Source organism: Pontibacter korlensis (genome assembly GCF_000973725.1).
GTDB lineage: Bacteria > Bacteroidota > Bacteroidia > Cytophagales > Hymenobacteraceae > Pontibacter > Pontibacter korlensis.
This window is the reverse complement of the sequence record NZ_CP009621.1, coordinates 1840200-1861567: the sequence shown is the minus strand read 5'-3', so window position 1 is coordinate 1861567 and position 21368 is coordinate 1840200. Positions and strand designations below refer to the sequence as shown.

General features: G+C 48.0%; 21 protein-coding genes. 10 read left to right on the top strand and 11 right to left on the bottom strand.

Annotated elements, in window-relative coordinates; all coding sequences use genetic code 11:
• Positions 1-214: 214 nt before the first annotated feature.
• Both PKOR_RS07970 and PKOR_RS07965 read left to right on the top strand, forming a co-directional pair.
• A complete protein-coding gene (locus PKOR_RS07970) occupies positions 215-1204 on the top strand; it encodes an aspartate-semialdehyde dehydrogenase (RefSeq protein WP_046310090.1) in 990 nt (329 codons plus the stop codon).
• A 293-nt stretch (positions 1205-1497) separates the two neighbouring features.
• Positions 1498-1908, top strand: coding sequence for a nuclear transport factor 2 family protein (locus tag PKOR_RS07965; RefSeq protein WP_338047515.1), 411 nt, complete (start codon positions 1498-1500; stop codon positions 1906-1908).
• 118 nt (positions 1909-2026) lie between these two features.
• Here the strand turns inward: PKOR_RS07965 and chrA are convergent, their stop codons facing one another.
• From chrA to PKOR_RS07950, 3 genes are all read right to left on the bottom strand, one after another.
• Positions 2027-3379: a chromate efflux transporter gene (gene chrA, locus PKOR_RS07960; protein WP_046310088.1), complete on the bottom strand. Its 1353-nt coding sequence runs from the start codon at positions 3377-3379 to the stop codon at positions 2027-2029.
• 72 nt (positions 3380-3451) lie between these two features.
• A complete protein-coding gene (locus PKOR_RS23415) occupies positions 3452-3982 on the bottom strand; it encodes a hypothetical protein (RefSeq protein ID WP_052738767.1) in 531 nt (176 codons plus the stop codon).
• Positions 3983-4108: 126 nt separating this feature from the next.
• A complete protein-coding gene (locus PKOR_RS07950; RefSeq protein ID WP_046310087.1) occupies positions 4109-5251 on the bottom strand; it encodes an FAD-dependent monooxygenase in 1143 nt (380 codons plus the stop codon).
• Positions 5252-5390: 139 nt separating this feature from the next.
• Here PKOR_RS07950 and PKOR_RS07945 point away from each other — a divergent pair, with 139 nt between their 5' ends.
• A complete protein-coding gene (locus PKOR_RS07945; RefSeq protein ID WP_046310086.1) occupies positions 5391-5819 on the top strand; it encodes a nuclear transport factor 2 family protein in 429 nt (142 codons plus the stop codon).
• An 82-nt stretch (positions 5820-5901) separates the two neighbouring features.
• On the opposite strand, the gene PKOR_RS07940 is transcribed toward PKOR_RS07945, so the two are convergent.
• Positions 5902-6963: a lysylphosphatidylglycerol synthase transmembrane domain-containing protein gene (locus PKOR_RS07940; RefSeq protein ID WP_046310085.1), complete on the bottom strand. Its 1062-nt coding sequence runs from the start codon at positions 6961-6963 to the stop codon at positions 5902-5904.
• A gap of 120 nt (positions 6964-7083) precedes the next feature.
• The gene (locus tag PKOR_RS07935; RefSeq protein WP_235337346.1) at positions 7084-7857 is read right to left on the bottom strand and encodes a segregation and condensation protein A; all 774 of its coding nucleotides are present in this window, start codon (positions 7855-7857) and stop codon (positions 7084-7086) included.
• Between the two features lie 369 nt (positions 7858-8226).
• Between PKOR_RS07935 and dxs the strand changes: the two genes are divergently transcribed.
• The 3 genes from dxs to PKOR_RS07920 all read left to right on the top strand — a co-directional run bounded on the left by dxs (position 8227) and on the right by PKOR_RS07920 (position 12388).
• Positions 8227-10143, top strand: a complete 1917-nt coding sequence (gene dxs, locus PKOR_RS07930; RefSeq protein ID WP_046310083.1) for a 1-deoxy-D-xylulose-5-phosphate synthase — start codon at positions 8227-8229, stop codon at positions 10141-10143.
• 167 nt (positions 10144-10310) lie between these two features.
• Entirely contained in the window at positions 10311-11084 is a 774-nt protein-coding gene (locus PKOR_RS07925) for an alpha/beta fold hydrolase (RefSeq protein ID WP_046310082.1), read from the top strand.
• A gap of 116 nt (positions 11085-11200) precedes the next feature.
• Positions 11201-12388 (top strand): MFS transporter, encoded by a 1188-nt coding sequence (locus PKOR_RS07920; RefSeq protein WP_046310081.1) that lies wholly within the window; start codon positions 11201-11203, stop codon positions 12386-12388.
• 78 nt (positions 12389-12466) lie between these two features.
• On the opposite strand, the gene PKOR_RS07915 is transcribed toward PKOR_RS07920, so the two are convergent.
• Complete coding sequence (locus tag PKOR_RS07915; RefSeq protein ID WP_046310080.1) at positions 12467-12877, bottom strand: lipocalin family protein; 411 nt, start codon at positions 12875-12877, stop codon at positions 12467-12469.
• Between the two features lie 241 nt (positions 12878-13118).
• Between PKOR_RS07915 and PKOR_RS07910 the strand changes: the two genes are divergently transcribed.
• Entirely contained in the window at positions 13119-13415 is a 297-nt protein-coding gene (locus tag PKOR_RS07910; RefSeq protein WP_235337335.1) for a LysM peptidoglycan-binding domain-containing protein, read from the top strand.
• A 594-nt stretch (positions 13416-14009) separates the two neighbouring features.
• Here PKOR_RS07910 and PKOR_RS07905 read toward each other — a convergent pair.
• Entirely contained in the window at positions 14010-14429 is a 420-nt protein-coding gene (locus PKOR_RS07905; RefSeq protein WP_046310079.1) for a nucleoside-diphosphate kinase, read from the bottom strand.
• 219 nt (positions 14430-14648) lie between these two features.
• Between PKOR_RS07905 and PKOR_RS07900 the strand changes: the two genes are divergently transcribed.
• From PKOR_RS07900 to PKOR_RS07890, 3 genes are read left to right on the top strand one after another with little or no spacing between them, the layout of a single operon-like run.
• The gene (locus tag PKOR_RS07900; protein WP_046310078.1) at positions 14649-15671 is read left to right on the top strand and encodes a DHH family phosphoesterase; all 1023 of its coding nucleotides are present in this window, start codon (positions 14649-14651) and stop codon (positions 15669-15671) included.
• Positions 15672-15695: 24 nt separating this feature from the next.
• Positions 15696-16667 carry an FKBP-type peptidyl-prolyl cis-trans isomerase gene (locus PKOR_RS07895; RefSeq protein WP_046310077.1) on the top strand — a complete coding sequence of 324 codons (972 nt, stop codon included), beginning with the start codon at positions 15696-15698 and terminating at the stop codon, positions 16665-16667.
• A 15-nt stretch (positions 16668-16682) separates the two neighbouring features.
• Positions 16683-17192 carry an FKBP-type peptidyl-prolyl cis-trans isomerase gene (locus PKOR_RS07890; protein ID WP_046310076.1) on the top strand — a complete coding sequence of 170 codons (510 nt, stop codon included), beginning with the start codon at positions 16683-16685 and terminating at the stop codon, positions 17190-17192.
• A gap of 74 nt (positions 17193-17266) precedes the next feature.
• Here PKOR_RS07890 and recO read toward each other — a convergent pair whose 3' ends face one another.
• The 4 genes from recO to PKOR_RS07870 all read right to left on the bottom strand — a co-directional run bounded on the left by recO (position 17267) and on the right by PKOR_RS07870 (position 21360).
• The gene (gene recO / locus PKOR_RS07885) at positions 17267-17980 is read right to left on the bottom strand and encodes a DNA repair protein RecO (RefSeq protein WP_046310075.1); all 714 of its coding nucleotides are present in this window, start codon (positions 17978-17980) and stop codon (positions 17267-17269) included.
• Positions 17981-20311, bottom strand: coding sequence for a type IX secretion system anionic LPS delivery protein PorZ (porZ, locus tag PKOR_RS07880; RefSeq protein ID WP_046310074.1), 2331 nt, complete (start codon positions 20309-20311; stop codon positions 17981-17983).
• A gap of 17 nt (positions 20312-20328) precedes the next feature.
• The gene (locus tag PKOR_RS07875) at positions 20329-20925 is read right to left on the bottom strand and encodes a thymidine kinase (RefSeq protein WP_046310073.1); all 597 of its coding nucleotides are present in this window, start codon (positions 20923-20925) and stop codon (positions 20329-20331) included.
• 111 nt (positions 20926-21036) lie between these two features.
• A complete protein-coding gene (locus PKOR_RS07870; RefSeq protein WP_046310072.1) occupies positions 21037-21360 on the bottom strand; it encodes a 2Fe-2S iron-sulfur cluster-binding protein in 324 nt (107 codons plus the stop codon).
• Positions 21361-21368: the final 8 nt, after the last annotated feature.

Sequence of the window (21368 nt, the reverse complement as noted above, 5' to 3'; positions counted from 1 at the left end):
TGGCAGGAGTTTCGCACGCTGCGGATCTGCCATAACGCAACTGCTCTTGTATTTTTAGAACTATTACGGGAGCCGTGGGCGTTAGTTAGAAAGTTAAAAAGTTTGGTATTAGACAGTTGAGGCGTTTACTTTGAGGAAGCGTTCAGATATGGAAAGTTTATCCCAAACCCTGATTCAGCAATAAGCCATTAAACAATTTAAACATACACCCTAAATGAAAGTAGCAGTAGTAGGCGCTACCGGTCTGGTTGGCGGCGAAATTTTGAAAGTACTGGCGGAGCGTGACTTCCCGGTAACAGAGTTATTGTTAGTTGCTTCTGAGAGGTCTGTTGGTAAACAGATGGAGTTTAAGGGTAAACAGATAAAGGTTATCGGGATGCAGGACGCGATTGCGGCTGCCCCGCAAATTGCCATTTTCTCTGCTGGTGGCAGCACTTCTACCGAGTGGGCCCCTAAGTTTGCCGAAGTAGGCACTGTGGTAGTAGATAACTCTTCGGCCTGGCGCATGGACCCAAGCAAAAAACTGGTGGTGCCAGAGATCAATGCAAAAGAACTGACTAAAGAAGATAAAATCATCGCTAACCCTAACTGCTCAACCATCCAGATGGTAGTGGCGCTGAACAAGCTGCACGAGGAGCTGAAGGCGAAGCGTATTGTTGTTAGCACTTACCAATCAGTAACAGGTACAGGTGTAAAGGCAGTAGAGCAGCTGATGAACGAGCGTTCCGGCAAAGACGGTGACAAAGCTTACCCTTACCCAATCGACCTGAACGTACTGCCGCACATCGACGTGTTCCAGGACAACGGTTATACCAAGGAAGAGATGAAGATGATCCTGGAGACGAAGAAGATCATGGGCGATGACTCCATTCGTGTTACGGCTACAGCAGTGCGTATACCGGTTATGGGAGGTCACTCTGAGTCGGTGAACGTGGAGTTTGAGAAAGATTTTACACTAGACGAAGTATACCGCATACTTGATGAAACAGAAGGTGTGGTGATTGTAGATGATGTAAAGAACCTACAGTACCCAATGCCGAAAGATGCACATGGCAAAGATGAAGTATTTGTTGGCCGTATCCGCCTGGACGAAACACAGCCTCGCACCCTGAACATGTGGATTGTAGCCGATAACCTGCGCAAAGGTGCCGCTACCAACGCTGTTCAGATTGCAGAGTACCTTGTGGAGAAAGAGCTGGTATAACCGCTAAGTATAAATAATGAATCTTCCGGATGTCCTAGTCCGGAAGCAAACTAATGGGGACAAAGAAGTCCCCATTTTTTATTTATGCTAATCCGTGGATTTATGAATCCGCAGCCGGCTCGTTTTGCTCTAGGAAGTCCGAACAGTTGATTGAAAGGTTAATCTACCCCACTACAATGCAGAAAGCAGGAGTTAGTCGCAATCTTTGATTCTGAGCTCTACTTAGAAAGGAAGTTGCTCGTACAGCTAAAAATGATGTAAAAACTTAAAACGAATAAGTTACGAGACATTCAATTCTTTTAATATCAGCGCTCCTGGTCATTAATTCAGTACTTGCACAACAGGTCGATCAAAACCCTGCGCTGCAGGCGGAAATCAAGAAACTGGATCTTGCACATGCTATGGCGATATATAAAGGTGATGCCTTGGCTTTAGATAGTTTGATGGATGATGATGTTACAGTTAATCATCCTATAAACCAAATCGTGAAAGAAAAGAAAGAGTTACTTGATCTGATAAAGCAGGGGGTAATCCGCTACACGTCTTTTGAGCGATCTCCGGAAGCATTCCTGTTTTTTAATGATATGGTTGTGGTTATGGGCAACGAAATTGTTGTCCCCGCGCAGGGCGCACCCAATGCAGAAAAAAGGATACAACGCAGGTATACAAACATCTGGATAAAAAAGATGCCGGTTGGCGGCTGACAGTACGCCATGCAAACAACGTCTGCCCAACTTTGTAGTACAGAAACCAATTTTAAACATTAACTTACTACAATAATAACCTAACATCTGGCAAGTTACGCTGCGTTAGGCTTGCAACTTATACTTGATAGCCGATCAGATACATGCCTAAACCCGCCAGTGCACTAACGACTATCCACGGAATCATACCTACTTTGAACCGGTACATGGCAACCAGAGACACAATAATCCAGCCGAAGCTGAAATAGTCTACGGCCATCCCCCCACTACCTTCCCTTATCACTACCGCCTGCCCAAAATATACCGTCAGGTTCAATATAACGCCCACAACAGCAGCAGTCACTATACTTAAAATAGCTTTGATGCTAGTGTTACTCTGAGTCTTTTCCACGATCGGAGCGCCTACCAGTATGAACAGGAAGCAGGGCAAAAAGGTATAGTAGGTTGTAACCGCCAGTCCTATTGTACCCATCAACAGAGAGCCGGCAAAGTGATTATACCCTGCCATGAACCCCACAAAGGCCAGCACCATAATGAGAGGGCCAGGCGTGGTTTCGCCCAGAGCCAAGCCGTCGATCATCTGATGATTGCTGAGCCAGTTAAGCTTTTCTACTGCTACCTGAGCCACATAGGGCAACACGGCATAGGCACCGCCAAAGGTTACAAAAGCAGCTTTGGTAAAAAACAGGGAAAGGTTGTTCCAGAAGCTGCTATCCTGCAACAGGAGGTAAAACACAAGGAAGGGAGCTATCCAAAGCAAGGCAGCGACAGCTAACTGTTTACTAACCCTTTTCCAGCTGAAAACGGTATCAGGCAGTACTGTCTCTGCACTGATGTAATAGCCTGACTCATCAGTTACCTTCTGCTCTTCACCACCACGCCGCTTCAAGGTGGCCGGGAATACTTTCAGCATAAAGACAGCCACCACAATTGCTCCCAAAATGATGAGCGGAAATGGCACGTCCAGGAAAAAGATAAGGACAAAGCTTAGTAGGGCCAGCACGTAGTGCAACCAACTTACCAGGGCCTTTTTGCTGATCTTGATAAGCGCCAGTGCTACAATAGCCACTACAGCAGGCTTTAGCCCATAAAATAGTGCTGCCACCCAAGGTATGCTTCCGTAGGTAACATAAATAAGGCTTAACCCGAGCAGGATAAATACAGAAGGCAGCACAAACAAGATGCCTGCCGTCAATCCTCCTCGCACCCCGTGCAGCAGCCATCCTATATAAGTTGCCAGTTGCTGTGCCTCAGGCCCCGGAAGCAACATACAGTAATTCAGCGCATGTAAAAGCCTGGAGTCTGAAACCCACTTTTTCTGCTCTACTATGAACTCGTGCATTATACCGATTTGCCCAGCGGGCCCACCAAAGCTTATGAAGCCCAGCTTCAGCCAAAAGAAGAAAGCCTCTTTGAAGTTAGGTTTGCCAGTTGCCGAGGCTGTTGTGGTGTTATCGGAGTGCACAGGCATAGTCTGAGACTTGTAAGAAATGTGAAGGGCAAACTTAAACAGCCGGATATCTGGCTAAAATGTATCTTCTAACTACTCAGCCAGTGCAGTGGCAGGGCCTCCTTCAGGACACTTATTATCCATCAGCATCCTTATGTTTTCCACACACTGTACCGGGATAAATGTGTAAATCTCCTTTTCTCCGCTGCAGTACTTAAAGCTGGCGAAGTTGGTGCGGCTCTTAGGGTATATCCACTTATCGCCTTCGCAGCCATACACAAATAGCGGAAAGTCCTTGTAATAGTAGTCTACGTACGACACTACCTCCTGCTCCTTTACAAACAGCAGGCGACGGTGATTTTCAGGAACCTCAGCTCCCTCCCACTTAAAGCCAAGCACATCGCTGATGGCCTTTTCGTCTTCATTTGGCTGGAAGTAGTACATCACATCCCACTCAAAGTCCGTGAGATCAGCCATCTGTATAGTTTTGTACCCTTGTGCCCCTACCTCACCTTCAGTTACAGCGGCTCTTAACTTCTCGTTTAGAGAGGTATTAGAACCAGAACATCCGAATAACAACAAGGCAAACGAGAAGGGTAGTATATTTTTCAGTGTTAGTCTCATGTTTCAGTAAAGAGTAAGCTTAATGATTTGTTGAAACTACATATAAATTTTCTTTCCTCATAAGCCTGATGGCTACAAGTACTTTATATAGCGAGCTGTTAACCTAAAGCAGCTGTACAGTATCTGCTAAAAATCAACCTTATAAAGCCACTCCATTTGGCTTCGTGTAATAGCATCAGGCATTAGCTTAAAAGTCATCTTCCGGATGCTACGCAGCACAGGGTTTTGCCACTGCGATACAGAACCCAGCAACCGAGACAGGCGGATAACCTTGGCTGTTCTGGCTAACCGTAGTTTCTCATACCTAGCCAGCGCTGCCGTAAGATTCTTTTCCCGCTGCAGGCACTGCCTCAGCACTACGGCATCTTCTACGGCCTGGCAGGCACCTTGCCCCATGTTAGGTGAGGTAGCATGTGCTGCATCGCCCAGCAGGAGCACCCGTCCGTAGGCAAATTTTTTCAAAGGCTTCAGGTCAGCTATATCATTCCAGATCAGCTGTTCAGAAGAGGTAGCTCTAAGTACAGCTGGAACAGCAGGAGGCAAACCGGCAAAGTGTGCTGCTAAATCAGCAGGCGACATTCGACGCATCCGGTCATCGTTTTGAGGAGCGTTAATGCAGGCGTACCAGTAGATTTTACCATCTTTTAGAGGAGCAATGCCTACCCGTCCTTGTGGCGCCCAGGTTTCGGCAGAGATCATGCTGTTTATCTCTACCCCCGGATTCTCAACGACGCCGCGCCAGCAAGTATAACCGGCATAGCGTGGCTGGCTTTGGGGCAGCAGTTGCTGCCGTATGGCTGAGTTTATACCATCGGCAGCAATAAGAAGGTCTGCAGTAGTCTTTGTGCCATCAGTAAAGCTAACCTGCACCTGCTCACCCTGCTGCTTAACGCCTGCACTACGATTGCCTAGTACCAGTGTACCAGGCTGCAGGTGCTGCTGCAGTACCTCATGCAGGTCGGCTCGGTGGATCACAAAGTTGTTGATGCCATACTTCCTGCTAAGTGGGCGGGTGTCCATCTTGCTAATGATGTTGCCATGCTCATCGAAAATGACCAGTGCTGTAAGCTGTTTGCCTCGTGCTACTACTTCGTCCTCTACGCCTAGGCGCTGCAAGCCCTGCATGGCATTGGCAGCCAAGCCCACACCGGCACCTAGCGGCCTTAGCTCAGGAGCCGCCTCATACACCTTTACCTCTACGCCAATCTGCTGCAAAGCTATGGCCGCACACAGGCCACCAATACCTCCGCCAATTATTGTTACCTTCATTATATCATCTGTTATACCTGCCAGCTAACCTTACATTTATGGAATAATGGTTATATTTGGTAAAGCATTAAACCTCCGGAAGGTTTTTGTATTAAGTTGAAATACTTGCTTATACTTTTCAATATAAACCTCTTACTACATGAAAAGGACTTTTCTCCTCCTTACCCTTTTGCTTACGCTAACTATAGCAGCCAATGCTCAAACAAAGGCTGAAACTGAGGTAGCCGCAGCTGTAGATAAACTTAAAAAAGCCATGGTAGATGCCAATAAGAAGGCATTAGAAGCAATAGCGGCAAAAGACTTAAGCTACGGCCACTCCAGCGGCAATATAGAGGATAAAGCTAGTTTTGTTTCATCCCTTACTAGTGGCAAGTCCGACTTTGTAACCATGGACCTGACCGACCAGACAGTAAAGGTAGTAGGCAATACCGCCATTGTACGCCATAAACTGTCTGCCGAAACAAACGACAGCGGCAAGCCCGGCACCGTAAAATTAGGCGTAATGCTTGTGTGGCAAAAGCAGCAAGGCCAGTGGAAACTGTTGGCACGCCAGGCTTATAAGATCTAACATCAAGATAATATAAACAGAGAAGCCGCCCTAGTCAGGAGCGGCTTCTCTGTTTATATTATACTTCAAAGTTAAGTTGTCTTTATACGTTCACTTCACTCTCCCTCGGCTGATGCCCAAACACCTTGGCCACCCACTTCGGTAAGAAGATGGAACCTAGAATCAGGTATGGGTAATACGTAATCAGGCGGTACAGCACAACTACCACGCTACTAAAGGTGCCCAGAAACAGTCCAAAGAAGCTTGGGAAGGCCATCTCCACAATACCTGCTCCCCCTGGTGTAATAGCAATCAGCATCACGATCCAGAAGATAAGGTTGCGGGAGATGATCAACAGGTGCTCACTGAAGCTTACATCTACAAACGCAGCAATCAGGCAGTTGAGCAGGAAGTAACGGGCGCTCCACACAAACACAGTAGATAAAATAGCACGTGCCCAGTAGTTAAAGTCCTTCCCCTTAAGCTGCTCCGATGCCCAGATGATCTCATTACCATGCTGAAATGCGTTAACGCGCCATTTGCGTAAAAATCGTATCGCTGTAAGCTTTAGCAACAGCCATTTGAAAGCACGCGGGCGCACAAACAGCGCGTAGATCATAATGAAAGTATAGATCGCGATCAGGGCATAGCTGATGTAGAAAGCAGACTGCAGCTTGGCTACATCCGAAGGGTCGAGGTTGAAGGTAGGAAACACTTGCCCCTGGGAGAGAAGCAAGGCTATAGGCGCAGCCACAATAAAGAACATGTTATCCAGCACGGCCGTCAGCATGACATAAGCCAGCGATTTGCCAAGTGGTATACCCTCTTTGTTTAGGATGATGGTTGCCACTGTAGTACCCCCCACCACCGATGGCGTAACGGCCGAGGCAAACTCCCAGAGCATAATTACATCCAGGCTGTTTCGCCAGGTCAAAAATTTATCGGTAAGGGAGCGAATGCGGTACATATAGCCTGCGTCCCGCACTACCAGTACTACCAGCGCCGCTACCAGCCACCAGATATTGGCATCGGCTATACCTTTCAGCTCGCTTAACTTATCGTCCTTTATAAAAAGCCAGGCAGTGGCACCGAGTCCCAACAGTACAGGTATCAACACCTTTACCGGGCTAAAGCTCTTAAGTATTGTTTTTTTATTCTGATCCATTTAAAGCGATCATCGTTTGTCTGCCTATACTTTCTACTGCGGTGAGGCAGACTCAAAGCTACGTACAATTCGGGAACAATGCCGAAATGTTGGCCGGGTGGCTGTACTACCAGCCCATTATTACTGCTCTATCAGCAACTGTGTTACCTGGGCAGCCTGGCCTTCTGCCTCGATGATGATAAAGTCGTTGAAGCCTTCGCCTACTTCCACACCAATCTGGTTTAGCTGCAGCATGTCCAGAATTGCCAGGAAGTTGAAGATCATACCAATCTTATCTGGAAACTCCTCTATCAGTTTTGAGAAAGCCACCCTGTTGCGCTGCTGCACCATTCTCAGAATAACATCACGCTGCTCCTCAATCGTGTATGGGTACTGAATTACCGTATGCTTCGGTCTGTTCTGTTCTTCCTCGAACCGCACCATCACTTTCTCGAACACACGCATGATCTTGTAGAGGCTCAGGTCCTGCAGCTCATACTCAAAGTGGTTGGCGTTAGCGATCTGCTGCAGCTCCTCTTGTATATTCCCACGGCTCTCCTGTGCCAGGCGTTGGTCTTCCATCAGCGAAAGATCCGGCACCGCGCTTTTATACCTCTTGTACTCCAGCAGGTGCTGCACCAGCTCCTCACGCGGGTCAATTTCGTTGCCCTCTTCATCTTTCTCTACACGCGGCAGCAGCATTTTAGCCTTGATACGCATTAAGGTGGCAGCGGTAAGTATAAAATCACTGGCTACCTCTATGTTCAGTTGCTCCAGCTGCTGTAAGTAACCCACAAACTCATTCGTGATCTGAAAAATCGGAATGTCGTGTATATCAAGCTCATCACGCTCTATAAAGAAGAGCAACAGGTCAAACGGACCCTCGAACAACGGTAATCTAATCTCGAAACTCACCTTATCAACTCATTTATGGGCGCGTGTAGCTGCGCTGATGGCAAAAATAAACATTTTCAGCGGATTGAGTATGCCGCTTCAGTGCTTCAACTGAAACAGGTGAGCCATGGTTCACAACTATTTAACTTGGCACAGGTATACAACAAAATGTTTGGCTGCCCCGGCTTCCTGTGTGCTCAAACATGCTTTCTCGCTCATACTTAGACTACATATACTTTTTTGTATATATAACGTACAAGCGTTTGCCCATTTTAAGTGGCTACTTGTGTTTTTTTATTTACTAACTTTACGATTTGGAAGAAAAGGTACAGTTAGTGCTTTTTAAACTTTAGCCCATTTTTTTTGTTAGGGGTCTATAAGGCTAATTCTATGGTAATCAAACCCGGAGAGCTGCTCTCCTCCATCAACTCACCTGCCGACCTGCGGAACCTGAAGCCGGAGCAACTGCTGCAGGTAACACAGGAGCTGAGGCAGTACATCATCGATGTTGTGTCGATCCATGGCGGCCATTTTGGTGCTAGCCTGGGTGTGGTAGAGCTTACTACGGCTTTGCACTATGTGTTTAACACGCCATACGACCAGTTAGTGTGGGATGTGGGGCATCAGGCCTACGGACATAAGATCCTGACGGGCCGTCGCGATGTATTTCATACTAACCGTAAGCTTGGCGGCATCTCTGGTTTCCCGAAAAGAAAAGAAAGCGAGTATGATACCTTTGGCGTAGGCCACTCCAGCACGTCCATTTCGGCAGCGTTGGGTATGGCTGTAGCCTCTAAGTATAAAGGCGAAGATAAGCGCCAGCACATTGCCGTGATCGGTGATGGTGCCATGACAGGCGGTATGGCTTTTGAAGCTCTGAACCACGCCGGTGTGGCCAATGCTAACCTGCTGGTGGTGCTCAACGACAACTGCATGAGCATCGACCCGAACGTAGGCGCGCTTAAAGAATATTTAACCGATATCACTACCTCGCGCACCTATAACAAGATGCGCGACGAGGTATGGAAGATTTTGGGCAAGATCAGTAAGTTTGGCCCAGATGCCCGTGCTATCGTTTCTAAGATTGAAAGCGGCGTAAAAGCGGCTATTCTGAAGCAAAGCAACCTCTTCGAGGGCCTTAACTTCCGCTACTTTGGCCCTATAGATGGCCACGATATAAACCACCTGGTGTCAGTTATGGAGGACCTGAAGCATATTCCGGGTCCGAAGATTCTTCACTGCCTTACCACCAAAGGCAAAGGCTTTGCCCTTGCCGAAAAAGATCAGACCAAATGGCACGCGCCAGGTCTGTTTGATAAGATAACTGGCGAGATCTATAAAAAGCATCACGATACGCCTCAGCCCCCAAAGTACCAGGATGTGTTTGGCCATACTATTGTGGAGATTGCTGAACAGAATTCTAAAGTTATGGGTGTTACGCCTGCCATGCCGTCTGGTTGCTCTCTTAACATCATGATGAAGGCAATGCCAGATCGTGCGTTTGACGTAGGTATTGCTGAGCAGCATGCTGTTACCTTCTCTGCTGGCCTGGCCACACAGGGCATGGTACCATTCTGCAACATCTACAGCACGTTTATGCAGCGTGGCTACGACCAGGTGGTGCACGATGTGTGCCTGCAGAACCTGAATGTCGTGTTCTGTCTCGACAGAGCTGGCTTTGCAGGAGCTGATGGCCCTACACACCACGGTGCCTACGATATTGCCTACATGCGTTGCATCCCGAATATGGTGGTAGCAGCTCCTATGAATGAGCAGGAACTGCGTAACATGATGTACACTGCCTCACAGGATGATATGGGGCCATTCACGATCCGCTACCCACGCGGCGAAGGTGTTATGCCTAACTGGCGCACGCCACTTGAGCTGCAGAAGGTAGGCAAAGGGCGCACTATACAGGAAGGCGAAGAAGTTGCCATACTTACCTTCGGGCATGTGGGCAACTACGCAGTTGATGTGTGTAAAAAGCTGGCTCACGACGGCATTAAGCCGGGCCACTACGACATGCGTTATGCCAAACCACTGGATGAGGAACTGTTACACCACATCTTCAGCAAGTATGATAAAGTAGTTACTGTAGAGGATGGTTGCCTGCAGGGCGGCTTCGGTAGCGCAGTGTTGGAATTCATGGTAGACAATGGCTATACCTCTCAGGTGAAGCGCCTAGGCATACCAGATAAGATTTTCGAGCACGGTTCACAATTGGAGCTTCAGCACGAAGCTGGCTTCGCACCGGTTGATATTGAAAATACCGTTCGCGAACTAGTTGGCGTACCGGTAAAGATATAGATTAAGATAAGACCAGAGCAAAGCCTCACAGTGTTTTCAAACCTGTGAGGCTTTTTTGTTCCTCAGGATTATCGAGAAAGAAATGGGCTATACTTGAGGAAGCTGAAAAAGCTGATTCTCCCGAAATCCCGAAACAACTGCTTATATTTACAACAAACAGCAACTCTATGGCAAACACTTATACAGACTCCGGCTCCGGCGATGCGCTTGTGTTTCTGCATGGCTTCTGCGAAAGCAAAGAAGTATGGAATGAGTTTATGCAGCCGCTGCAACAGAAGTTCCACACTATAGCGCTTGACCTGCCGGGCTTTGGGGATAACATCGAGAACATCAGCAACTACAGCATGGAAAGTATGGCTGATGATGTGAAGCGACAGCTAGACGACCTGAGAGTAAGAAAGTGTATCCTGATTGGACACTCAATGGGTGGCTACGTGAGCCTTGCCTTTGCCGAGAAGTATGGCAGCATGCTTAGCGGCCTTTGCCTCTTCCACTCCTCTGCCTTACCCGACACCGACGAGAAGAGAGAACAGCGCAGCAAAAGTATAGATTATGTAGAGCGCCATGGGGTAGATAACTTCATCAACCCGTTTACAGAGCCACTCTTTTACCGCGAAAACCGCGAACGGCTGCAGCAGGAGATAGAGCTGATGAAAAACATTGGCAAGCAATCACCAAAAGAAAGTATAAAAGGTGCCTTGGCTGCCATGCGAGACCGCCCGGACCGCACACATGTGCTTCGTGAGGCAAAGTTTCCTGTGCTCTTTATCTTCGGCAAAGAGGATAGTGCGGTGCCACTGGAGAAGGCGCTAGAGCAGTGCCACCTGCCTGGCAACAGCATGGTATATTTCCTGGGGAAGACCGGCCACATGGGCATGTTTGAACGTACGTATGAAACTCGGAAGGCACTGGAGAAATTTGCTGAGACCATTTACGGGTAGAGAAATCATAAAATGCAAAGGAACGAAACTAGTTTCAAGACATTAGTGATCCTGCAATGATGATAAACGTTTCAAAATAAACCAGCCGTACCTCTAAGCTTCACAACGCTTATAGCATGAGTAGTACTCCCACAGCCACACTTGCACCTCCTCCGGCACGCATTCTGCCTACCATCGTGCTGTCACAGTTTGCAGGTACTTCATTGTGGTTTGCAGGTAATGCTGTGCTGCCAGAGCTGCAGGCTTCTCTAGGACTGCAGCAAGAGGCACTAGGTTGGCTTACCTCTGCTGTGCAGTTTGGCTTTATACTTGGCACCCTCTGCTTTGCCTTCTTTTCCCTGGCTGACAGAATATCACCGCGCTTGCTGTTTCTGTTGTGTTCTTTATTAGGGGCTGTAGCTAACGCCATGATGCTGTTCTCTGCCAACAGCTTGACAGGAGCCTTGCTGCTTCGCGGAGCTACGGGCTTTCTACTAGCTGGTATTTATCCCATTGGCATGAAAATAGCGGCTAGCTGGTACAGCGGCAAGTTGGGTAAGGCTATTGGTTACCTGGTAGGGGCGCTTATATTAGGTACAGCTTTCCCGCATTTGCTGCGTGGCTTTGGTACTGCTCTACCCTGGCAAACGATGCTGTTGGCGATAAGCCTGTTGGCAGCAACCGGCGGCCTGCTGATGTACCTGCTTGTACCTGACGGGCCATACTTAGCCAAAGGCGCCAGATTTGAAGTGGCAAACTTACTAAGGGTGTTTCAGGTACGGGAACTCCGGGCAGCAGCCTTCGGATACTTCGGACATATGTGGGAACTGTATACTGTATGGGCCTTCGTACCTTTTATACTTGCCTATGCTTACCCCGACTGGCCCCAGGAACAACTGGCAGTTTGCAGCTTTCTGATTATTGCGGCCGGAGCTGTGGGTTCAGTTGGAGGTGGGTACCTTTCGCAGCGCTGGGGTAGCGAGCGGGTAGCCTTTGCACAACTGCTACTGTCTGGCTTATGCTGTATTTTCAGTGTATGGGTATTGCAGATGCCAGCTGTACTCCTGCCTTTCCTTCTGTTTTGGGGCGTAGTGGTGGCAGGCGATTCGCCACAGTTTTCTGCACTAACAGCACGCGCTGCTCCTCCGCATTTGGTAGGCACGGCGCTCACGGTTGTTACCTCCATCGGATTTGCCATCACTATCTTCAGTATTCAGCTAACAGGGTACCTTCTAACCATAATGCCTGTACAGTGGGTATTTATACTACTTTTTATAGGTCCGTTGCTGGGCCTGCTCTCGATGCGCCCGCTTTTTACAAAATAAAAAAGCGGCAGCCCGCTATATGCAGGCTGCCGCCAAATCGAAACCGATTATCTATACTTCAAAATAGAGGAATAGTTTCTACTTTGCCTCCATCTCCATTACAGTACCATCAGAGGCCCTCAGGTCCAACTCATCGTCGTCTAGCTTCAGTACCTCAAAGTTCTCCGTCATATCCTCGTTTTCAAACTGTAGCGTTAAGCGTTTAGCCGCCTGATCAAACGACCAGGTACCTGTCTGTAAGTTACTCCCTGCACCAAGTGCGAAACGGCCATCAGCATAAAACTGCATCGTTTGCTCCTTTTCTGCATCGGATAGTTTTTCACGGTCGCCTGAAGCATTGGTCTCCTTGGCTGCCACCCAGGTTTTACTGCTTGCCCCTGACATCATGCTCTCGGAACCTACCTCCTCTTTGTTCCCGCCACAGCTTGTAATAATGATGGCTAAAAGCAAAGCCAATAAGCCATGCCAGCTCTTTTTAAGTGTTTCCATAGTTCTACTTTATTGTTGTTCTGAACTGAAGCTTACGGCCTGTTATAACCTGGCGTTGCAGTGCACAGCACAACTAAGTACCTATAGTGGCGTATCTTATAAAGCGGATTATGAAGAAATTATTCGCAGCTATGAAAACAAGTTTGAATTAAAAGACAACAATATGGGACTGTCAGATTTTTTTAAGAAGGGAAAGAAAGAGCCCGTTAAACCATCTAGTAACATATCCTCGTCCAGAAACGTGGAGACGCCAAAGGGTACACAGCCTATAAGCAAAGGTACTGATGTTACCTCGCGTGCACCGGGCCACCCGGAGCAGGGCTTTTACAGCAACAGCGACATGAACAAAACTACTGATCCAGGGCCAAATCAGGATGTTTATACTGTGCAGAGCGGTGACTCACTTTCAAAGATCGCTAAGAAGCACTACGGCAGTGCCAACGAGTGGACAAAAATATACAATGCCAATAAAGACAAGATAGGCGACAACCCTGACCTTATCAGACCAGGCCAGCGCTTTGTAATACCAAGAGACTAAAAATACCTGTTTGTGTTGAAGGTAGAACAGCCAGCTCCTTAGGGGTTGGCTGTTTGTTTTATGCTGATCAGGTTTAATGTTGGTTACACCTACTGTAATAAGTTTAACCCTTGCATTGTGCACAGCTCCTGCGAGTGTTTCAGGCTCTGTTTTTCCTGCTTTCCTTGACAGCTGCTGTTCACCCATAGCCTTACAAGCTTTATTGCTTCACCTCTGGCTTTGGTGCTCTCAGGCCCGGGAGGCCTCGTCCTGGGGAAGGGGCCCTCGATAAGGGTATCGCGCTGTGTTCCCTCCTGCGCCAGGGCGCTGCCCTTCGGACACCGAATCTCACAAGGCGCTCAACCCAAGGACTGAGATCAGGTTCAATAACCACAGCCTTTCTTCCCCTTTGAAGGGGTCACAGGGGGATGTATATCATTCCCAAAATCCCCTCTCGGGAGGGGTTAGGGGTGGGGTCACGTGGATAGCATTTGCGCTGCGCAGGATATTGCTAACAAACCTAGCCAGCTCCTCAATCTTGCAAGTTCAGGCAAACAAAAAGCCCACCAGGCTTTACACCCGGCAGGCTCTTAATCAATAAGTACACTTTTTAACTTAGAAGCGCTCGTCAGCAGAGAAGAAGAAATCTCCTTCAATCTGCGCGTTCTCATCAGAGTCAGAGCCGTGGATGGCATTAGCCTCGATAGACTTAGCATACTTCTTACGGATAGTGCCTTCCTCAGCCTGAGCAGGGTTAGTAGCACCGATCAGCTTGCGGAAATCTTCCACAGCATTATCTTTCTCCAGAATCATCGCCACGATTGGGCCTGAAGACATATATTTTACTAGGTCACCATAGAACGGACGCTCTTTGTGCACTTCGTAAAACTTGCCTGCACGCTCCTCAGACAGTTTTGTCTTTTTCATCGCCACGATACGGAAGCCGCCTTCCTCAATCATTTTGGTAATACCGCCAATGTGATTTTCTGCTACCGCATCAGGCTTAATCATGGTGAATGTAATGTTTCCGGCCATGTTGTCTTTTTACTTTATCGTTTATAATGTCTACTTTAGCCTGCAAAAGTAGCGTATTTCGGGCAATATTAGTATATTTTTCATCTAACTTTAGTGAAGCGCCCGCTACGCAAAGTGGGCATTAGGTCCTGCTAAAAATGCCTGTTGTTGCTTTGCATCTATTTTATTTAGAAATTCGCGCCTTATATCCTTATTAATCAGAGGATTTATACTTACCCTATGCATGATATTAACGCTCTGAAAGAGCTTCTGCAAGAGCCTAAAGACGTGATGATCACAACACATCACAAACCGGACGCTGATGCGTTGGGCTCTTCCCTTGGTCTAGCTGGTTATCTTAAAAAGAAAGGACACCGCGTTACCGTCATCACTCCGTCTGATTACCCCAACTTCCTGAACTGGATGGAGGGTAACGACGATGTGATGGTTTACTCCGAGAAGAACGATGCCCTGGTACAACGCATCATCAAAGAATCGCAGGTAATCTTTTGCCTTGATTTTAACAGCCTCTCCCGAATCAACGAAATGGGCGAATACATTCGCCAGGCCGAAGGCACTAAGGTGTTGGTAGACCACCACCTGCAGCCGGAGGATTTCGCTGACCTGGACTTCGCAAACACTAACGCTGCTGCCACTGCTGAAATCGTGTACGACCTGATAAAGGCTATGGGCGACGGCGACTTGATCGATACCGGGATTGGAGAATGCCTGTATGCTGGCATCATGACCGACACTGGCTCATTCCGCCACCCAAGCACTTCTAAAAACGTGCACCTCATTATTGCGGACCTGCTGCACATTGGTGTTAAAACCTCTGACATTCACCGCCTAATCTACGACAGCTCTTCGGAACTACGCCTTCGTTTTCTAGGTTATGCACTGAAAGACAAGCTGGTAGTATTGCGAGAGTATAACACGGCCTACATTGCTATTACAGCAGAAGAATTGAAGGCCTATGACTCTAAAACAGGTGACACAGAAGGCCTTGTGAACTATGCACTTTCTATTGAAGGCATTGTATTTGCAGCACTTATTATCGACCGCACGCAGGCAGTTAAAATGTCATTCCGCTCTGTTGGAGACTTCTCGGCAAATGAATTCGCCCGGGAGCACTTTAACGGAGGTGGCCATAAAAACGCAGCAGGTGGTATGTCTCTGGATACGCTGGAGAACACTGTAGCCAAATTCGAAAGTCTGCTACCGCTCTACAAAGACCAACTGCAGCAGGCCATAGTTAAGTAATCAACTTATATCAAATCATACTAGATGTTATCTAAAACTAAATTCTTGCTGCCGGTTTTGGCCGGAGCAATAGCGTTGCAGTCTTGCAACAAAAACAGCGATGAGTTTTATACTACGGCTGACGGCCTGACCTATAAAATCTTTGAGCAAAACGAAAAGGGCGAATACGAGAACAAAGGTAAAGTAGCTGCTGAAGACTCTACTGGTGCTAAAATCGGTGAGTTTGTTGCTTTCCACTGGCAAATGGTTAACTCTGAGGATTCTGTTTTTGTAGATACGCGTTCACAGGGCCCGGGCTTGCCAAGAATTGTTCCGGTAATGGAGCCAACTATGAAAGGTGGCCTTGAGAATGCCTTCATGATGCTTTCTGCCGGTGACAGTGGTGTGTTTAAACTGAATGCTGATACGCTTTTCACTAAAACGTTTGGTCAGCCATTGCCTCCATTTGTAAAGCCTGGCTCTATGCTCACCTTCAGAATTAAGGCTGAGCGTGTTATGAACCAGTCAGAAGCTGAGACTTACCAGCAGGAGCTGATGCAGAAGTACATGGAAGAAATGAAGGTACGCTCAGAGAAGCAGATTAAAGTAGACGACGAGAAGATTCAGGCTTATATTAAGGAGCAAAACCTTGAGAACGTTCAGAAGACTGAGTCTGGCGTGTACTATGTGGTAACTGAGCAGGGCAAAGGCCAGAAACCATCTGCCGGCGATGTGGTGGCTGTCCACTACAAAGGCACTCGTCTGGATGGCAAAGAGTTTGACTCTTCTTACAATAATCCAATGTCTAATGGTGAGCCTATCCGCTTCCCACTAGGTCAGGGCCGTGTAATCCAGGGCTGGGACGATGCAATTCTGCAGTTGAACGAAGGCTCCAAGGCTACTCTGCTTATTCCGTCTCCACTTGCTTACGGAGAGCAGGCGCCAAGTGCTGACATCCCTGCCAACTCAATTCTGCGTTTCGACGTGGAGCTGGTTGACGTTGAGAAGGCTCAGTAACCTTTATTTAAGTATATGAACCTGAAACATATCAGCAGCAACAGAAGCCGCCTTTTGCAGGCGCTTCTGCTGCTTTTCGTAACGTTAAGCTTTGCAGCCTGTAAAGACGACAGTGTTGACCAGAAGGTAAAGGATGACAAGCAGATACAGCAGTACTTCCAGGCCAACAATATCGACCCTGCCACAGTAACGAAAACTAGTAGCGGTTTGTATTACCAAGTGCTGGAAGAGGGTACCGGCGACAAAGTTTTTCCAGGTGATAGAGTAAAGGTACATTATGTTGGTACTTTTCTAAACGGAACAAAATTTGACTCTAGCCGTGACCGAAACGAGCCTTTCGAGTTAACAGTTGGAAGAAGTAACGTAATTTCCGGCTGGCATGAAGCACTGGCTCTGATGAAAGATGGTGAGAAAGCACGCTTTTTCATTCCCTCCCATCTAGGTTATGGTCGTACTGGCGGTGGGGCAATACCACCAAACTCTCCTTTGATTTTTGAAATTGAGGTACTAGAAATACTACCGTAGTTATTTCTTGCCTGTATAAAAAAGGCCGCCGAAAGCATACTTCCGGCGGCCTTTTTTATGCTCTTTGTGCAGCGCTACTCTGCCAGCACCTCAGAAAGTATAGCCAGTGATTTGATATCCCCCAGCTTGTCTACATGCAGCTGATAGTAGCGGATAAGTATGTCGAGTAGCTCGCGGCGCACTTTACCGTTGGGAATGTTAGCGTAGTCCGGCTCTTGCAGCAATTGATCAAAGTACTCCTCATGCACTTGCATAGCCAGTACAGTTGGTGCAGAACTTCCTACCTGAGCGTTCGGCGAAAAAGCCACCTGCTCTACCACTTCAGCCCCGGAGCTTGGCCCAAAGCCAAGATGAAAACTTAGCTGCAGCAGAAACACCAGGTGAAAATTCTCAAAGCCTTTCTCCATCTCATCGAGAGTAACGACGGCATTATATAGAAAGTGAAACAGTGGCAGGTTCTCCTCCTCCTCCTTCACTGTGCGCGACACCATCTCCGACAGAAACAGCAGGACGCTGCTCTTACGGATATCAAACGGAATAGAAACAAAAGAATAGTTAGTTTTATACTCTGAAATACGGGAAAGGCCACCCCGGTGCGAGACATAAACCACCATCTCCAGCAAGGTGAATGGCTGAAACAGAGCTATGCGCGACCCGTTGCCTTTCTTACGCACCCCGTTCACGATGTACGACTGCACGCCCAGCGCCTCAGTATAGATTTTGGTGATGATGGATGTCTCCCTATACTTGATGTTACTGAGAACGATCCCTCTTGTCTTGACTAACATTTAATCCAGTACGGCTATTTTACTGATACAGGTTTGGCTGCCTTCTCCGTTTGCACTCATTACCAGGTATACGCCGGCTTTTACCCGGTTGCCATTATAATCACGGGCATTCCAGGCGAAAGTACCTCCTGTGGCCCTAGCTTTATATACTAATGTACCAGAGATGTCGGTAATACGTACATCAGCATTGTTTGGCAAACCTGATATACCCACCTGGCCGGTATAGTCTCGGCGTATGGGGTTAGGAAACACAACTGCACATTCTGGTTTACCCTCTGTAACAGTGGCACTGGAGCGGAAAGAAGCAAGGCCGGCATCCGTAGCTACAAACACCTCCCCCGACTGGTGGTTTACCCCCACAGAACGTACTTTATCAGAGGGCAAGGGACTGTTTTGGGCTGTAAAGTGGTGGATGAGCTCATCACCATCAGGCCCAAATAGCCAGAGTCCGTTGTCAGTTCCCATCCACTTGCGGTTGGCTCCGTCCACAGCTATATTTCGTACAACCTGTCCATTTAGTAGTGGCCGTCCATCAATTATTGGTATACGCGCATCGTACCGCTGAGACTCCAAGGCAAAAGCTGGGTTATAGTATACACCCACTCCACTGGCTGTACCAACCCAGATATCACCGTTCAGGTCTTTGGTTACACTATACACCGTAGCGTTAGGCAAGCCTCCGTTACCTTCGCCAGTAGAGAGGGTACGCGTTTTACCCTGACGCTCATCGTAAACCACTAGCCCGCTACGAGTGTTACCTTGGCGCGAGATAGTAAGCCATTTCTGCCCAAAATCATCTATAACCAGGTGGGTTAGGTTGCTTGCATCCGGTATGTTGCTCAGCCTATAAGATTCCCAGTTACCTTCCGGACCTAACTTGTGCAGGCTGGCAGCTCCAGCTAACCGATGTGGGTTTACAGTCCAAACATTACCTTCAGCATCCACAGCTACACTGGTTACCCGGATGTTAAGTTCTTTCTCAGTATGCGATAGCGTACTAAGTAAAGGACTGTTCAGGCCATTGTAAAGTGTTGCTTTCTCCGGCCCCTCCCACTCTATTACTCCGCTGCCATAGCTCGCCAGGTACAGCTTATTTGTGATGGGGTTGAAAACTACATCCACTAAATCCTGCCCCCTTACGAAGGCAGGTTGCGGATATGTAAAGCGGTTAAAGCTTTGCCAAATGCCATTCTCATACACATAAAAGCCATTTTGGCTTCCTGCCGCAGCATAGCTCTCGTCGTAGCCTCCGCTCAGCACATAAACTCTGCCACCATAAGTATAAACCTTAAAGCTGTCGCTAGCGAAAGGGCCATTTGGCGCAAAGGAAGCAGCGTCATTCCCATTCAGGCTCATCCTTACCAAGCCACTTGTCTTATCTGCTATCCATACTTCACCTCCGGCTGTAGCTATAGCCTCCTGCGGCGCCATGAGCAAAGCGTGACTTAGATTCTGTTGCTGCCCCGTAGCATTTACCAACGTCAAGCCTTGTGCTGTAACAACACTTAGAAAGGACTCTGTGGCGTTTATACTTTTTATAGTAGCCCCGGAAGCCAGCTGCGATGCAGACCAGCTATCTCCGCTCAATTTGTAGATACTGCTGCTTGTGCCTGCATAGAGCTGCCCCTGAAAGCTAACCAGCCCCAGAACGGTAGCAGGCTCGGGCAAACCATCACTCAGGCTGCTCCAGCTCCTAAAGTCCTGCAGGTTAGCACCGGAGACAGGCGCTGTAAGTATACCGAGGTTTGTAGCTATGTAGATACGGTCTTGGTGTATGGCTACGTCGGCTGCACTTATACTTCCGCCATTCGGCCCAAGGCTGCTATAGGTGTCTTTTACCTCACGCTTTTGCAGATCCAGCACCACTATGCCAAAGCTGGTAGCCAGGTAAGCCAGCTTATTATAGGTATAAATGCGGTTGATTCGTTTCTCTCCAGCGATACTTTTCCGGAAGATATCGGTGATGCTGTAGATGCTATTGTTATGCAGCAGGTCTACTTTGGTATTGGCATAAGCAATAATAAGGGTGCTAGCACCATCGCTGTAGGCAATGTCGCTGATTTGCTGCTCGCTTAAGCCGTCTACTTTTGAAATGGTCTCGGTAGTGTTAAACTTCTTGTCAAAGTAGAAAAGTCCTCGTTCAGCTGCCAAGTATACTCTATCGCCGGCCACTGCTACAGCTTTACCTTGCTGGTACGGCACATGCACCTGCCAGCCTCCAATTGGCACCTGGCTTTGCGCCTGTGTCTCAGCAACAACGCCACACCAGCACAACCACACCAGCAGCAGGTATGGCAGGTATGTTATACTTTTTGCTGGTTTGGCTTCCATAGATTTCTAAATATAGATCAGCTTTTCTTTTGTTTCATGCCTTCTGTAAAGCAGTGGCGGCAGCGAGCCTCATAAGAATCTGTTTCGCCTAAAAGCACCTGCTTTTCGTCGGCCGCATTGCGGAATGAGTAGTTGGCTATGTCGCCACATTGCACGCACACAGCATGCACTTTTGTTACATACTCTGCCACGGCCATTAGTGCTGGCATAGGCCCAAAAGGCTTACCAAGATAATCCATGTCCAGCCCGGCAGCAATAACACGCACACCACTGTTCGCCAGCTTTACACATACTTCGGCCAGACCATCATCAAAGAACTGCGCCTCGTCTATGCCTACAACATCGCAGCTGCCGCCCAATAATAGCATGTCCTGAGCAAAGTCTATAGGAGTAGAACGTATGGCGTTGGCATTATGAGATACAACGTCCTCTTCGTGGTAACGTTTGTCTACGGTAGGCTTAAAAATCTCTATCTTCTGTCTGGCAATCTTGGCGCGGTTTAGCCTCCTGATCAACTCTTCTGTTTTGCCCGAGAACATGGACCCGCAGATCACCTCTATCCAACCCTTTCTGCTAGCGTGAGTCTTGTTGCCTACGCGTGGTTCAATAAACATTATTTAGTATGCTGATGTGTTTTCTTAAATTCTAAATTGGGCGGATGGCTAAACAGCTAAACTACTGATGAGCAAAGCATCAAGTTTCAAACTTTTCAACCCTCTAAATCTCTAACTACTATAACTCATGTGCGGTAGCTTAGTCTGTTCCGGCACTTTCCCGGTAATTTCGCCGGAGGTTAAAGTACATTGGCAGGTCAGTCTTTCGTTATCCTTTAGGCGGCCTCTATCGCGGTAGCGGATTTCGGCAGCCGTGAGCGGTGCTGTATGCTCCATACCTTGCAAAATAATAATACGGCAGGTAGTGCAGCAGCCTTTGCCTCCGCAGGCATGCATCCAGTCGGTGCTTTGGGCCTGCAGGGCTTTCAGTAGTGTCTGCCCCTCAGCAACCTCCACTTCGAGGTTTGCCAGGTTTTGCACCTTCAACTTTGGCATAATTTTAT